We start from the raw sequence: 15,162 nt of genomic DNA, 5'->3' as shown, positions 1-15,162 counted from the left end.
CCTGAACAAGGGATTCAATCGATCCGTAAAAAAAAGCATTAATCGCCACGGCTGCACCACAGCCTCGGGTTTACCGGCCTTCCTTTCTCCCGGATGCCGAAATAAAGTCCGGGCTCCGCACGCCCCCCGCTAGCGCCGACCGTTGCGATGATATCACCGCCGCTCACCCAGTCTCCGACATTCTTATATAAACTCTGATTGAAGGCGTAGAGGCTCATATATCCGTCGCCGTGATCTATGATGGTCAGCAATCCATAGCCTCGCAGCCAATCGGAGTACGCGACCCTGCCCGCCGCCACGGCGTATACCGGCGTTCCCTCCGGCGCGCCAATGACTACGCCATCCCAGCGGCCGCTCATCCGCGGGTTGCCGAATTGTTCGAGCAACGCCCCCTTCACCGGATATGTTAACTGACCGTAAAGGGTGGCAAAGGGTCCCTTGCCGGCCGACGAATTTCGCGCGGGCTTCGATTCATCCGCCAAAGGCCGGATCGCAGCGACCAGATTTTGCAGGCGTTCCTCATCTTCCCGAAGCCGTTTCAACTGAGCCTCCCTGTCTCGAAGACCGTGCTCCAGACCGACCAAAACCTCCCGCCGGGATTGCCGGGACTTGTCCAGTGCCATGCGCTCCTTGGCCGCCTGCTCTCGGGTATTTTGCAGCCGCTTCGCCTCGGCCGATACCTCCTGGTGCAATTGCGAGGCGGCCTCCAAATCCTTTTGCATCCCCTGCAACAATGAAGCTCGGGCCTGATTCAGATAATTGTAATAAGCCAACACACGACTGAGCCGGGCGGGATCTTCCTGGTCCAGCACCAGCTTCAGCCATTCCTGCCGACCGGCGGCATATGCCGCGCGCGCCTGTCCCGCCAAAGACTTGTATTGGTTTTTTACGGCCGTCTGCAATCGATTGCGCTGACGCTCCAGATCGCTCAGATGCCGTGATTGGGCTTGCGCTTTCATTTCCAGCTCTTTAAGCCGTTTCGCCAGATGCCCGTAGTCCCGCTCGATGGCGCTCAACTGATCGACCAGTGCGCGCCTGCGCGATTCCAGCGCATCCCGAGATTTCCGCACCGCTTCGATCCGCTCCCGGACCGCGCCGAGTTCGTCCGTCCGGCTCGTTTGTTCCGAGGCCGCCCGCGCGCAAGACACATTGAACGCCACGGCCAGACATAAAACGCGCGAGACTCGGTGACGGGACAAGACGGCAAACCTCAGGCCAACAACGAGCGTCCGGTCATCTCCCGAGGCTTTTCGATCCCGATAATCGCGAGCAGCGTCGGCGCCACGTCGGCCAAATTGCCTCCATCGCTCAGTTCGCCGCTTTTCCCTTTATAAACGAGCGGTACCGGATTGACCGAATGCGCCGTCTGAACCTCGCCGGTCAAAGGGTCGATCATTTGCTCGACATTGCCGTGGTCGGCCGTAATCAGCAATTCCCCCCCCACCTTTTCCAGCGCGCCGACAACCCGACTCAAGGCCTGGTCCAGCGCTTCCACGGCCCGAATCGCAGCCTCCAGATTACCGGTATGCCCGACCATGTCGCCATTGGCGTAGTTACAGACGATGACGTCGTACTCGCCGGACTCGATCGCGCGGACCAATTCGTCCGTCACTTCGGGGGCGCTCATTTCCGGCTTGAGATCGTAGGTCTTGACCTTGGGCGACGGCACCAAAATGCGCGTTTCCCCCGAAAACGGCTTTTCCATGCCGCCGTTGAAGAAAAACGTGACGTGAGCGTACTTTTCGGTCTCGGCCAGCCGCAGCTGCTTTAGACCGTGTTTCGACAATACTTCTCCGAGGCTATTGGTCACGTTTTGCGGCGGATAAGCGACGGGAAACTTAAAGTCCTGGTGATATTCGGTCAACGTAACGAACTCGCCGAGCTTCGGGACGGTTTCGCGGTGAAACTCCGAAAAATCGGGTTCGTTGAGCGCCCGCGTCAATTCACGGGCGCGGTCGGCCCGAAAATTCATGAAAACGACGACATCGCCATCGTCGAGAGTCGCCGGCGTTCCGCCGTCCGGAACGATCGACGTGGCCTTGACGAACTCGTCGGACTCCCCGCGCGCATAGGCCTGCATCAACCCATCGATCGCGCTTTCGGCCCGATAATCGGCCTGCCCCTGCACGATAAGTTCGTAGGCCTGCCGAACGCGCTCCCAGCGATTATCGCGATCCATGGCGTAGAAGCGCCCGATAATGGACGCGATCCGGCCGGCGCCCAACTCGGCGAATTTCGAATCCATGCGGCGGATCGAGTCGCCCGCGCTTCTGGGAGGCGTGTCCCGCCCGTCCAGAAAGGCGTGCGCGTAGATCTGTTTTACCCCTTTGCCGACCGCGAGTTCCGCCATGGCCCGAATATGCGCCTCGTGGCTGTGAACGCCGCCGGGCGAGAGCAGTCCTAAAATATGAAGCGCCTTGCCGTTTTGAACGGCTTTTTCTACGGCTCCGCAGAGAACCGGATTGGCGTGAAACGAACGGTCCCTTACGGCTTTACTGATGAGGGTAAAATCCTGATCGACCAGTCGGCCCGCGCCCAGATGCAAATGTCCCACCTCGGAATTTCCCATTTGTTCGTCGGGCAAACCGACGACTTCGCCGGAGCAATCGAGCAACGTATGCGGGTAAGTTTGCCAGAGCTTCGTCCATGTCGGGGCTTTTGCAAGAGCGATAGCGTTGTGATCCTGGTTTTCGCTATGGCCGAAACCGTCCAGAATGATGAGAACAACGGGTTTAGGACGATTCAACTTCAAAGTATAATCTCCTACTCGGTTTTTGCGTGTTTGCCTGGCAAAAGAAGCCTTATTGCCCCCTGCAAGAGAATCAAAAATGCCCTATGGATCAGCTGCCGCTTGCGCAGGATGAGAAGGACCTTGAATTCGATATCACCGGATAAACGTGAATCCGAGAGTGGCGCGCCATACGCTTAGGCACAGGGAAAAACTGAACGGTATTTTAACTTTTTTTTGCACGTTCGTGTTGCTCGGCCATACCGCTTGAAGAGCGCACATACCCTTACATTGCGAAACCTCCGATGACCAAATCACACGAGATATTGATTACGGAAGATGCCGATATCGCGCAGGCCGCCTATTGCCTGAAAGCCATGTCCCATCCGTTGCGGCTCAAGATTCTATGCACCTTGGGCAATAACAAGGTCAGCGTCCAGGACATCGTCGAGCAGGTCGGCACGACCCAGAGCAATATCTCCCAGCATTTAGGCATTCTGCGCGACAAAGGCATTCTCGCCTGTAAAAAAGACGCCAACCGCGTGTACTATTACGTGGATGACGAGCGCACGTTGCAACTGATCAAGCTGATGAAAGAAGTATTTTGCCATCATTAATCACCGGGAGATTGTGAAAAGACCCGCGCCGGAAGCACGAATCCGCGGAGAGCGGAGCCAGTCCTCGCAAGAGTTTTTTCACAGCCTTCAACTTTAGCCGGAGCTGAATTTTCTGTATGACTGTCACACTAGACCGCCTCTTGGAATTCCTGGGCAACCACTGGATCATGGCCAGCGGCTTGCTCATCGTTACGATTTTGTTGATTCAGGATTTCATCGACAGCGCCTTTCGCAAGCACAAAGTCGTCTCGCCTGCGGAGGCCGTAAATTTGATGAACAACGAAAATACCGTGATCGTCGATGTGCGCGAGCCCCACGAATACGCCAATGGCCATATCGAGAACGCGAAACTCATCCCCTTGGGCAAGGTCGAGGAGCGGGCCGGCGAATTGGAAGCCTACAAGCAAAATCCCGTCATCGTGACCTGTCAGTCCGGTACTCGATCCCCCCAGGCCTGCAAAAAATTGGGCGGGCTGGGCTTCACCCGCGTCTTCGAACTGAAAGGCGGGATGCTGGCGTGGGGAGAGCAAAACTACCCCGTCGTAAAGAAGCGGAACAGCAAGTAATTCGCCCCTACGTTTATACAACTGCAAGAATTAAAAGAATCAAGGATTATCCATGACCGAAGCGAACAATCAGCCGGAAAGACAGTTTTCCCTGCAAAAGATCTACGTCAAGGATGTCTCGTTCGAGACGCCGAATTCGCCGGAAGTGTTTACGCTCAAATGGGAACCCCAGGTCGAGTTCAATCTGTCGAGCAACGCTCAAAAGCTTCAGGACAACCTGTACGAGATCAGCCTCACCACGACCGTAACCGTCAAACTCGCGGAGAAAACCGCCTATTTGGTGGAAGTCTGCCAGGCGGGCATTTTCACGATAGCGGGCTTTGACGAGCAGGAACTCGGCCCCTTGATCGGCAGTTACTGCCCGAACGTCCTCTTCCCGTATGCGCGCGAAGTGGTTTCCGACCTCGTGACCAAGGGCGGCTTCCCGCCCATGCTCCTTGCTCCCATAAACTTCGACGCCCTGTACATGCAGCACATGCAGCAACCGCAAGGCGCGGCGTCCACGAGCCACTGACGGGATGGCGTTCACCCACATGACGACAGTATCCGTTCTCGGCGCCGGCTCCTGGGGCACGGCCCTCGCTTTGTTGACGGCCCGAAACGGCCATCCCACGACACTCTGGGGACATCACCCGGAGCACATGGCCAAACTCCATGCCGCGCGCTGCAACGACCGCTATTTGCCCGGCGCCCTCTTTCCCGACAACCTTGAAGTCGTCGCGAATCTCGCCGAAGCCGTCAGGCACGCGAACATCCTCATTGTCGCGGTCCCCAGCCACGCCTATCGAAACCTGCTGATCGATCTGGCCCCGCACCTTACTCCGGAATCCAAAATCGCATGGGCTACGAAAGGCTTGGAGCTGGAGACCGGAAAACTTTTGCACCAGGTCACGGAGGACGTCCTCGGGCCGGAGCTTCCCGCGGCGGTGCTGTCCGGCCCGAGCTTCGCCCGCGACTTGGCCGCCAATCTCCCGACGGCCATCACGGTGGCGTCGCGCCGGGTCGAATTCGCCAAAATGCTGGCGGGACTGCTTCATAACAACCGCTTCCGGGCTTACACCACGGAAGACATCATCGGCGTTCAACTGGGCGGAGCAACCAAGAACGTGTTGGCCATCGCCGCCGGAGTCGCCGACGGCCTGGGGTTCGGCGCCAACTCGCGCGCCGCACTCATAACCCGAGGACTGGCCGAGATGATGCGCCTGGGATCGGCATTGGGCGGCAAATCGGAAACCTTCATGGGTCTGGCCGGTGTCGGCGACCTCATTTTGACCTGTACCGACAACCAATCCCGGAACCGGCGCTTCGGTCTCGGGCTCGGCAAGGGACTCAAGCGGGAGCAAGTCGTTGCCGAAATCGGCCAGGAGATCGAAGGGATTCTCACCACCCAGGTGGTTTACCGGCTGGCGCAAAGTCTCGGGGTCGACATGCCGATCACCGAGCAGACCTACAAAATCCTCTACGAGGATCTCTCGCCCTTGGAGGCCGTCAATAATCTGCTTCTGCGGGAACCGAAACCGGAAACCGCGGCTTGAGGCGTCCGGTCACGCCCGCTCCGGCGCGCCCGAAAAGCGGTTCTGCCGCCAGGCTTCGTAAAGCACCAGCGCCACGGTATTCGACAGATTGAGGCTGCGGCTTTCGGGACGCATCGGCACGCATAGCCGGCGCGTCTCCGGCAGGGAGGCCAGCAAGGCTTCCGGCAAGCCTCTGGACTCCGGGCCGAACAACAAGGCGTCGCCGGGCCGGAAATCGGCATCGGCATAGCAGCGCCGTCCCTTGGTGCTCAGCGCGAACAGCCGCTCCGGCCGAACTCGATCCATGAAATCATCCAGCCCCTCGTACTCCCGCACCTCGGCCCATTCGCGGTAATCGAGCCCGGCCCGCCGCAGCTTGGCGTCATCCAGCCGGAAGCCCAGAGGATGAATCAGATGCAACGAGGCGCCGGTGTTGGCGCAGAGACGGATGACGTTGCCCGTGTTCGGCGGGATTTCGGGCTCGTAAAGGACGATATGAAACACGTCTAGGATTTGTTCCGCTCCGGCAGGGGATTGACCGGCTCCAGCCTCCAGATGTCGTGGTTGTACTGCGAAATCGTGCGGTCGGTGGAGAACTTGCCGCTCGCGGCGCAGTTCAAAATACTCATCCGAGTCCATTGCTCCTGATCGAGATAAGCCGCAGCCGCGCGTTGCTGTGCCTCTACGTAGCTCGGAAAATCGGCCGCCGTCATCCAGGGATCGTGAGGGCTTTTGATCGTTTGTATGATCGGATCGAAGATCCCGGGCTCGAATTGGCTGAAGTGTCCGCTTTCCAGGAGATGCATGACTCGGCGCAGATCTTCGTTGCCGTTTATGACGGACTCGGGATCGTATTGGCAGCGCCGCGCCTCCACTTCCTCGGCGGTCAGGCCGAACAGGAAGAAGTTTTCCGCCCCCACTTCCTGGCGAATCTCAATGTTGGCGCCGTCGAGGGTACCGATGGTCAATGCCCCGTTCAGCATGAACTTCATGTTGCCGGTGCCGGAGGCTTCCTTGCCGGCGGTCGAAATCTGCTCCGAGAGGTCGGTGCCGGGACAGATGAACTCCATCGCCGTGACCCGGTAATTGGGCAGAAAGGCCACCTTGAGCAGATCGCCGACCGCGGCATCGCGATTGATGACATTCGATACGTTATTGATTAGCTTGATGATCCGTTTCGCCATGACATAACCGGGAGCCGCCTTGCCTCCGAAAAGCACGCACCGCGGAGTCCAGTTCGCCGTATCGCCGCGCTTGATGCGATCGTAGAGATGAATGGCGTGAAGCACGTTGAGCAATTGGCGCTTGTATTCGTGTATCCGCTTGACCTGAACGTCGAATAGGGCATCCGGATTGATCGTCTCCAGGCCGATTTCCGCTTTCTTATACTGCAACAGACGCTCTTTGTTTTGGCGCTTGATCTCTCGCCAGCGCCGGCGGAAAGCCGGATCGTCGGCGTAAGCTGCGAGCCGGCCGAGTTGCGACAGATCGGTCAGCCAGCCTTCGCCGATCGTTTCGGTGATCAACGCGGCAAGCTTGGGATTGCACCCGGCCAGCCAGCGCCGCGGCGTGATGCCGTTGGTCTTGTTGTTGAACTTGTTCGGCCACAGCTCGTAAAAATCCCGAAACAGCCCCTGCATCAGCAGGTTGGAGTGAAGTTCCGCCACGCCGTTGACGGAAAAGCTTCCGACGATGGCCAGGTAAGCCATGCGGACCTGCTGTTCCCAGCCTTCCTCGATCAGGGACATCCGCGCCAGCCGGTCCAAGTCGCCCGGCCAGCGGTTGGCGACCTCGCCCAAAAACCGCGCGTTGATCTCGAAAATGATTTCCAGCAGACGCGGCAACAGTTGCCGGAACAGACGCACCGGCCATTTCTCCAGGGCCTCCGGAAGCAGCGTGTGATTGGTATAGGCCATGGTGCGCGAGGTGATGGCCCAGGCCTCATCCCAATTCAGCCGGTGCTCGTCCATCAACAGGCGCATCAGTTCGGCCACGGCGATGCTGGGGTGAGTGTCGTTGAGCTGGAAGCAGTTCTTTTCGGCAAACCGGCTGAAGTCCTCGCCGTGCACCAGCACCCATTTGCGGATGACGTCCTGGAGACTGGCCGAGGCCAGAAAATACTGCTGGCGCAGCCTCAATTCCTTGCCGTTCTCGCTGGCGTCGTTCGGATACAACACCATGGTGATGTTCTCCGCCATGTTCTTGGAACGGACCGCCTCGGTGTAATCTCCGGCATTGAAGTCTTCCAGGTCGAATTCGTCCGTGGCGGCCGCCTTCCACAGGCGCAGCGTATTGACCGTGCCGTTCTTGTATCCCGGAACCGGAACGTCGTAAGGCACGGCGAGCACATCCTGAGTGTCGACCCAGCGCGTCTGCGGATGGGATTCCTCGGCGCCGTAAGTGTCCGTACGGCCCCCGAAACGCACCCGCACGGTCAGTTCCGGCCGCTCCAACTCCCAGACATGACCGTTCCGCAGCCAGTGATCGGGCTCCTCGACCTGATGGCCGTTCTCGACGTTTTGCCGGAACATGCCATATTCGTAACGGATGCCGTAGCCCATCACCGGCAGCTGCAAGGTCGCACAGCTGTCCACGAAACAGGCGGCCAACCGCCCCAACCCGCCGTTGCCCAGTCCGGCATCCTGCTCGCTCTCGGCGATCTCCTCGAGATCCAGTCCCAAATCGTGCAGGGTCTCGTTGAGCGGATCGTCGATACCGAGATTGAGCATGGCATTGCTCAATGTCCGCCCCATCAGGAACTCCATGGACAAGTAGTAAGCGCGCTTGCAGTCCGCTTCCTCGTAGGCGTAATGGGTATTCTTCCAGCGCTCCATCAAACGGTCGCGAACCGTCAGGGCAACGGCCGTATAGGTATAGTGGGGGGACGCGCAGTACTTGTCGCGGCCGAGCGTATAGCTGAAATGACGGCGGATATCCAAAGCCAAATCCTTGGCTTCCAGCCCCAGGGTGGAGAGTTCGGTCAGCCAGGGTTTTCGCGTGCTGTTCACTAGATTTTTGTCGAGCATAGTCGGTCCGGTATTTTGCGATTTCGGATGGAGCACAGAAGAAAAAGCGAATCGTTCATCTCCGGCTGCGCGCGGACGGCGAAAGGCCGAAAGCCGTTATTATCTCACCAAAGGCTGGGACTGTTGACCATAACTTATCAGCCCTCGATACCTTACACGTCCAGGCTCAGCTCGCTGATCTTCCGCGTCAACGTATTGCGGCCGTAGCCCAGCAACTTTGCCGCTTCCTGGCGGCGTCCGCGGGTGAACTGCAGCGCCGCGGCGATCAGGATGCCCTCGGCCGAGTCGATGGCCTCCTTGGCGACATTTCTGTCCCCTCGCCTCAAGCGCGCATCGACCCATTGCCGAAAACAATCCTCCCAATCGCCGGCCGCCGCGGACGGACTCGCCTTGATGCTCAGCAACTCCGGCGGGAGATCGTCCAGATGAACCTCCTTGCCTGCCGCCATGACCGTGATCCAGCGACAGGTATTTTCCAGTTGCCGCACGTTGCCCGGCCACTCGAGCCGGCAGAGGTAATCCTCCACGTCCCGCAGCAGAGTCTTCGTTTCCACCTTCAGCTCTTGGCTCGCCTCTTTGAGGAAATGGCTCAGCAGCAAAGGAATATCCTGGCGCCGCTCCCGCAAAGGCGGCAGATGAATGCGGATCACGTTGAGCCTGTGGAACAAATCTTCCCGGAAACGCCCCTCGGCCGCCAGCGTATCCAAATTCTGGTGGGTGGCGGCGATGATGCGGACATCCACTTTGACCGGCGCATGCGCGCCTACGGGAAAGAACTCGCCGTCGGCCAGCACCCGCAACAGGCGGGTCTGCAAATCCGCCGGCATATCGCCGATTTCGTCCAAAAACAGCGTGCCTCCGTCGGCCTGCTCGAAACGCCCGGCCCGGCGGGCTTGAGCGCCGGTAAACGCGCCACGTTCGTGGCCGAACAATTCGGATTCCAACAGGTCGCGGGGGATCGCCGCCATATTGAGCGCGATGAACGGCTTGTCGGCGCGCGGGCTGTGACGGTGCAGCGCGCGGGCGACTAATTCTTTGCCCGTACCCGACTCGCCGTTGATCAGAACCGTGATGTGGGAACGGGCGAGCCGCGCGATGGCGCGAAAGACCTCCTGCATGGCCGGCGCTTCCCCGATGATTTCGGGCGTCTTTTCGTCCGCCGGCAGCGGCGCGCGCGCTTGCCGCGCGCGCTGGCTTTGCGCGCACGCGCGCCGTACCAGATCGACTGCCTCGTCCACGTCGAACGGTTTCGGCAGATATTCGAATGCGCCGCCGTGGAAAGCCGAGACCGCGCTCTCCAGATCCGAGTGCGCGGTCATGATGATGATGGGAAGCTGCGGATGTTTGATCTGCAATTGCCGCAAAAGCTCCAATCCGTCCATGCCCGGCATCCGGATGTCGGTCAGGATGGCGTCCGGCTTGCTCTGATCCAGGGCATCGAGCAAGCCGCCGGCGCTGGAAAAGCAGCGCGCGCGTATCGATGCCTTTTGCAAGGCTTTTTCCAAGACCCAGCGGATCGAGCGGTCATCGTCCACGACCCAGACTTGGGCTGAACTATTCATGGTCCTTCTCCAAAGGCAGAAAGATAGAAAAAACCGTGTTGCCCGGCGAACTCGAACACTCGACCAATCCGCCGTGCCGGTTGATCAGGGACTGCGCGATCGACAAGCCCAACCCGGTCCCGTCGGCGCGCCCGGTCACCATCGGGTAAAAAATCTGGCCGAGCAGTTCCGGCTTGATGCCCGGCCCGTCGTCGATGATATCGATCTTGACCGCCATCGGGTTGCGCCGATGGCCGATGGTGACTTGGCGGTGGATGCGCGTGCGGATGAGGATATGCCCTTTCCGCCCCACCGCCTGCGCCGCATTGCGCACGATGTTCAAAATCGCCTGAATGAGCTGGTCGCTGTCGCCGTTCACCAGGGGAAGGCTCGGGTCGTAATCTCTTTCGATGACGACGCTCGGCGGCGCCTCCACCTGCACCAGCTGACGCACTCTCTCCAGTATCCTGTGGATATTGAGCCGGCTTTTCCGCGGCGGCTTGTTGGGCTCGAGCATCCGATCGACCAAGGATTGCAACCGGTCGGACTCTTCCATGATGATGTTCGTATAGTCCCGCAGGTCTTCTTCGACCAGTTCCCTGTCGAGCAGCTGCGCCGCGCCGCGCAATCCGCCCAAAGGGTTTTTTATCTCGTGAGCCAATCCCCGCAGCAGCATGCGCGCGGCATTTTGCTGCGCCAGAAGCTGTTGTTCCATGGAAATGCGCAAATGCCGGTCTACTTGTTCGATCTGCACCAGAGCGGCGACCGGCTTATCCTGCTCCAGCATCGGCGTGAGCGTGAGATTCACGGTAATCGATCGGGACGGGAGCTCTAACGACAAATTTCGCTTGGTCAACGACTCCCCGTGTTGCAGGGTCCGTTTCAATTCCTTCTCGATATCCTGATCGTATAAAAAGAACAGCTCCTTGGCGCCGGCTCCCAGGACTTGCCGCGCGCTTACCGCAAACAGCATTTCCCCGGCCACGTTGATATAAACCAGACGGTATGCAGGATCGAAAACCAACACCGCGTCCGTCAGGTGATCGAGAATGCGCTGATACAGCGAGACCGAATCCGAGTTGTTCATCATGGATTGCCAAGCAAAATAGGGGCCAAGAGATCCGAAGCCATTTTCGAAGAGAAGCGTCCGGGCACCGCCCCGGACGCATCACGGCACAGCCGCCCAGCCATGCACCATTACAGTGCGGATTGGACCCGAGGGCGCGAACATCCGTTCCGCACACAGAACGATCCTGCTACGACGCGCCGGTCGCGAAGCAGCCGGTTCCATCGATCCGCCGCGTTTTGCAAAACGCGGCAAAGACAATCGGCGCGCCTCGGATTTTGCCCCTACCCGAACGAAAAACGCCCCTTGACGGGGCGTTTTTCGGATGCGGGACGAGCGGCGCTCAGAGGCTGTAATACATGTCGTATTCGACCGGATGCGTGCTCATGCGCAGACGGGTAACTTCCTGCATCTTGAGTTCGATGTAGGCGTCGATCGCATCGTTGGTGAAGACGCCGCCGCGGGTCAGGAATTCGCGGTCCGCACTCAATGCGTCCAGTGCCATGTCCAGCGCATGGCAAACCTGTGGAATGCTCTTTTCCTCTTCCGGCGGCAGGTCGTAAAGATCCTTGTCCATGGCATCGCCCGGATGAATCTTGTTCTGGATACCGTCCAGACCGGCCATCAGCATGGCCGCGAAGGCGAAATACGGATTGGCCGTGGAATCCGGGAACCGAACTTCGATGCGGCGCGCTTTCGGATTCGTGATGTACGGAACGCGGATGGACGCCGAGCGGTTGCGCGCGGAATAAGCCAGCATGACCGGCGCCTCGAAGCCCGGCACCAAGCGTTTGTAGCTGTTGGTGGACGGATTGCAGAAGGCGTTCAAAGCCTTCGCATGCTTGATGATGCCGCCGATGTAGAACAATGCCAGTTCGGAGAGTCCGCCGTACAGATCGCCGGTGAACAAGTTCACGCCGCCCTTGGCCAGAGACTGGTGAACGTGCATGCCGCTGCCGTTGTCGCCGACCAGCGGTTTCGGCATGAAGGTCGCCGTTTTACCGTAAGCGTGAGCCACATTGTGCACCACGTATTTGAGAGTCAGCACCTCGTCCGCCTTCCGGACCAACGTGCCGAACTTGACGCCGATTTCGCACTGTCCTGCGGTGGCGACCTCGTGATGATGGACCTCCACGACCAACCCCATGTCTTCCAGGGTATTGCACATTGCGGCGCGCAAGTCCTGCATCGAATCGACCGGCGGAACCGGAAAATACCCGCCCTTGGTGCCCGGACGGTGGCCGATATTGCCGTCCTCGTAGATTTTCTCGGAATTCCAGCAGGCTTCCTCGGAATCGACCTTGTAGAACGAGCCCTGCATGCCGACGCCCCAGCGCACGTCGTCGAATACGAAATATTCGTTTTCCGGTCCGAACAATGCCGTATCGGCAATGCCGGTCGATTTCATGTAGGCTTCGGCGCGCTTGGCGATGGACCTGGGATCGCGCTCATAGCCCTGCATGGTCGCGGGCTCGACGATGTCGCAGCGCAAAATCAGGGTCGGATCGTCGAAAAACGGGTCCATGACTGCCGTGGCCGGGTCCGGCATCAGAATCATGTCCGACTCGTTGATGCTCTTCCAGCCGGCGATGGACGAGCCGTCGAACATCTTGCCCTCTTCGAATATGTCCTCGTCCACGCTATGGGCGGGAATGGTGACGTGCTGTTCCTTGCCCCGAGTGTCGGCAAACCGCAAATCAACGTATCTGACCTCCTTTTCTTTCATCAATTGGAGCACATCTTGTGGCGTCATTCTTTATCTCCCGAACATTAGGGTTGTAAAAATCTCAAGCGGGTTAGCAAACAAAAATCATACCAATGGGTAAACGCTTTTACCTTCCTGAATTACACGGGTGCGGCAACGGGTTCGCAAATCAAAAGCGCACCACGATGGTGCACACAGTCTATTTCGGTGCATCCGGCCGAAGAAACCCGCGAATACCCGCCACTCCCTGCGCGCCGTGGAACTTTGCCATAGTCATGTCCGACGGAGAGAGTCCGCCCAAAGCGAAAACCGGAATGTTGACCCGATCCACCCACTCGGCAAAGACTTTCCATCCCAGAGGCACGGCATGAGGGTGTGTGGCTGTGGGCAACACGGGAGCAAGAACGGCCAGATCGGCGCCGATTCGCTCTGCCTGTTCGAGCTCGCGGAGATTGTGGCAGGATGCGGCGACCCAACGGGCTTTCTCCAGCGGCCGCTCGCTCAGCGCCATCAGCCTTTGCGCCGTAAGGTGAACGCCGGCGGCCGAGGTGCGGGCGACCCGTTCCGGGGCCGCATTCAGCAACAGGGTAACGCCCCGGAGCGCACAATATTCCGCGGCATAATGCGCCAGCGCCTCGTATCGGTGCGTGTCCAATCGCCGCGCCCGCAGTTGAATCAGACCGAGCCCGCGGGATACGAGGTCGTGTAAACGCTCGCGCAAAACACCCTCATCGCCGGATTCGTCGTCCAGAATCGCGTACCGGTCGGGAAGCCGGGCGGCCGTAACGATGGCCCGATTCGCGGCCGGAAACGCGAAGCGGGGCAACTCGTCGGGCGAAACCCAGCAAATCGCTTGCCCCTGCATGCCGGTCGGCGTTCCTTCAAACCGGTCCACCCGCCACACGTCGAGCAGCACGCGCCGCTCCGGATAAGCATGGCGAATCCGAATCAAGGGCGATGCCTCGATAACTTCAAGGTCGAGCTCTTCGCGGATTTCCCTATGCAGAGCTTCCGTTGCGGTTTCGCCGGATTCCAGCTTTCCCCCGGGAAACTCCCAGAGACCGCCCTGATGGACGTGGGCGAGACGCCGTGCGATAAGAATTCGACCGCCGCCGTCTCGGATGACGGCGGCGGCCACATGTAGCTCGGAGCGCTCGCTCACACGTCTCAGGTCGATTCCGATTTAAGTTCGATATTCCGCGTTGATGCGAACGTAATCGTAAGAGAGGTCGCAGGTCAGAACGCGTTGCCGTGCGCCGCCCCGCCCCAGCGCGACCCGAATCAGGATTTCGTCTTTAGACATCACGGCGCGCCCGGCTTCCTCGGTGTAACTTGCCGCGCGTCCGCCGTTTTCCACGATCAGAACCTCGTCCAGCCATATCGAGACGCCGGATATATCCAAATCGGCGCAGCCGGAACGCCCGATCGCGGCCAAAATCCGTCCCCAGTTGGGATCGCTGGCGAAAAAGGCGGTCTTGACCAAGGGCGAATGGGCGATGGTTTTCGCCACATTGCGCGCCTCGGCCTCGTCCCGCGCTTCCTCGACCGCGATCCGCATCAACTTGGTGGCACCTTCGCCGTCCCGCACGATAGCTTCGGCCAATTCGTCGCAAACTTCCCGCACCGCTCGGGCCAGGAGAGGGAAGGCCGCGCTCTCGCGATTGAGTTCGGAATTGCCGGCGGCGCCGGTTGCGAACAGGACGCAGGCATCGTTGGTCGAGGTATCGCCGTCCACCGTGATCAGATTGAAAGAGCCGTCGACCGCCTCGCTCAGGCACGCCTGCAAGCTGGCCTGCTCCACATTCGCATCGGTAGCGATGAAGGCCAGCATGGTGGCCATATTGGGATGAATCATGCCGGCGCCCTTGGCGATACCGGTAACGGTCGCCGGCACGCCCGCCAGCTCGATGGTCCGGCTTGCGCTCTTGGGCCGCGTATCGGTGGTCATGATGGCGCGCGCCGCCCGTGCCCATCCGTCCTCGTCCAGGGCGGCCAGGGCTTGCGGCAACGCCGATTCGATCTTTTCCACCGGAAGGTATTCGCCGATGACGCCCGTCGAGAACGGGAGCACGCGCTCGGCCGAAGCACCGGTCAGCCGCTCCAAGGCCCGGCAGGTCCGGCGGGCATCGTCCAGCCCTCGTTGACCGGTGCCGGCGTTGGCATTGCCGGAGTTGATCAGAAGCCAGCGCGGACGGTGCGCGAGATGCTCCCGCGCCACCACGACCGGCGCGGCACAGAAGGCGTTTCGGGTAAACACGGCCGCGCAAGCGGAACTCTCCGCCGCTTCGATCACCACGATATCGTCACGGTCGCTCCGCTTGATGCCGGCACACGCCGCACCAAGCCGAATTCCTTTGACGACCGGCAGGGTCGATTCCTTGTTCGACGAACTCATACGC

Annotated in this window: 13 protein-coding genes; 4 read left to right on the top strand and 9 right to left on the bottom strand. The window is 59.7% G+C overall.

Features of this window, described 5'->3' with window-relative positions; genetic code table 11:
* Positions 1-38: 38 nt before the first annotated feature.
* Both ACWJKU_RS02715 and gpmI read right to left on the bottom strand, forming a co-directional pair.
* Positions 39-1,199: a murein hydrolase activator EnvC family protein gene (locus ACWJKU_RS02715; RefSeq protein WP_454145523.1), complete on the bottom strand. Its 1,161-nt coding sequence runs from the start codon at positions 1,197-1,199 to the stop codon at positions 39-41.
* A gap of 11 nt (positions 1,200-1,210) precedes the next feature.
* Positions 1,211-2,746 (bottom strand): 2,3-bisphosphoglycerate-independent phosphoglycerate mutase, encoded by a 1,536-nt coding sequence (gene gpmI / locus ACWJKU_RS02710; RefSeq protein ID WP_454145521.1) that lies wholly within the window; start codon positions 2,744-2,746, stop codon positions 1,211-1,213.
* Between the two features lie 287 nt (positions 2,747-3,033).
* On the opposite strand from gpmI, the gene ACWJKU_RS02705 reads away from it, so the two are divergent.
* From ACWJKU_RS02705 to ACWJKU_RS02690, 4 genes are all read left to right on the top strand, one after another.
* Complete coding sequence (locus ACWJKU_RS02705) at positions 3,034-3,345, top strand: ArsR/SmtB family transcription factor (RefSeq protein ID WP_454145519.1); 312 nt, start codon at positions 3,034-3,036, stop codon at positions 3,343-3,345.
* Between the two features lie 116 nt (positions 3,346-3,461).
* Positions 3,462-3,911, top strand: coding sequence for a rhodanese-like domain-containing protein (locus ACWJKU_RS02700; protein ID WP_454145517.1), 450 nt, complete (start codon positions 3,462-3,464; stop codon positions 3,909-3,911).
* 52 nt (positions 3,912-3,963) lie between these two features.
* Positions 3,964-4,425 (top strand): protein-export chaperone SecB, encoded by a 462-nt coding sequence (gene secB, locus ACWJKU_RS02695; RefSeq protein ID WP_454145515.1) that lies wholly within the window; start codon positions 3,964-3,966, stop codon positions 4,423-4,425.
* A 19-nt stretch (positions 4,426-4,444) separates the two neighbouring features.
* Positions 4,445-5,446, top strand: coding sequence for an NAD(P)H-dependent glycerol-3-phosphate dehydrogenase (locus tag ACWJKU_RS02690; RefSeq protein WP_454145513.1), 1,002 nt, complete (start codon positions 4,445-4,447; stop codon positions 5,444-5,446).
* 9 nt (positions 5,447-5,455) lie between these two features.
* Here the strand turns inward: ACWJKU_RS02690 and ACWJKU_RS02685 are convergent, their stop codons facing one another.
* The 7 genes from ACWJKU_RS02685 to argJ form a co-directional block, all read right to left on the bottom strand.
* Positions 5,456-5,929, bottom strand: a complete 474-nt coding sequence (locus ACWJKU_RS02685; protein WP_454145511.1) for a tRNA (cytidine(34)-2'-O)-methyltransferase — start codon at positions 5,927-5,929, stop codon at positions 5,456-5,458.
* A gap of 2 nt (positions 5,930-5,931) precedes the next feature.
* Entirely contained in the window at positions 5,932-8,451 is a 2,520-nt protein-coding gene (locus ACWJKU_RS02680) for a glycogen/starch/alpha-glucan phosphorylase (RefSeq protein WP_454145509.1), read from the bottom strand.
* A gap of 152 nt (positions 8,452-8,603) precedes the next feature.
* Entirely contained in the window at positions 8,604-10,013 is a 1,410-nt protein-coding gene (gene ntrC, locus ACWJKU_RS02675; RefSeq protein ID WP_454145507.1) for a nitrogen regulation protein NR(I), read from the bottom strand.
* On the bottom strand, positions 10,006-11,079 hold the full coding sequence (gene glnL / locus ACWJKU_RS02670) for a nitrogen regulation protein NR(II) (RefSeq protein ID WP_454148017.1): 1,074 nt from the start codon (positions 11,077-11,079) through the stop codon (positions 10,006-10,008). The genes ntrC and glnL overlap by 8 nt, the downstream gene beginning before the upstream one ends.
* Before the next feature lie 322 nt (positions 11,080-11,401).
* A complete protein-coding gene (glnA, locus tag ACWJKU_RS02665; RefSeq protein ID WP_454145505.1) occupies positions 11,402-12,811 on the bottom strand; it encodes a glutamate--ammonia ligase in 1,410 nt (469 codons plus the stop codon).
* A gap of 151 nt (positions 12,812-12,962) precedes the next feature.
* Positions 12,963-13,925 carry a Nudix family hydrolase gene (locus tag ACWJKU_RS02660; protein ID WP_454145503.1) on the bottom strand — a complete coding sequence of 321 codons (963 nt, stop codon included), beginning with the start codon at positions 13,923-13,925 and terminating at the stop codon, positions 12,963-12,965.
* A 21-nt stretch (positions 13,926-13,946) separates the two neighbouring features.
* Positions 13,947-15,158 (bottom strand): bifunctional glutamate N-acetyltransferase/amino-acid acetyltransferase ArgJ, encoded by a 1,212-nt coding sequence (gene argJ / locus ACWJKU_RS02655; RefSeq protein WP_454145501.1) that lies wholly within the window; start codon positions 15,156-15,158, stop codon positions 13,947-13,949.
* Between the last annotated feature and the right edge of the window lie 4 nt (positions 15,159-15,162).

The organism is Methylocaldum sp. MU1018 (genome assembly GCF_053646775.1).
Note: the sequence above shows the minus strand (reverse complement) of the source record. Positions and strands in the feature narration are given on the sequence as shown.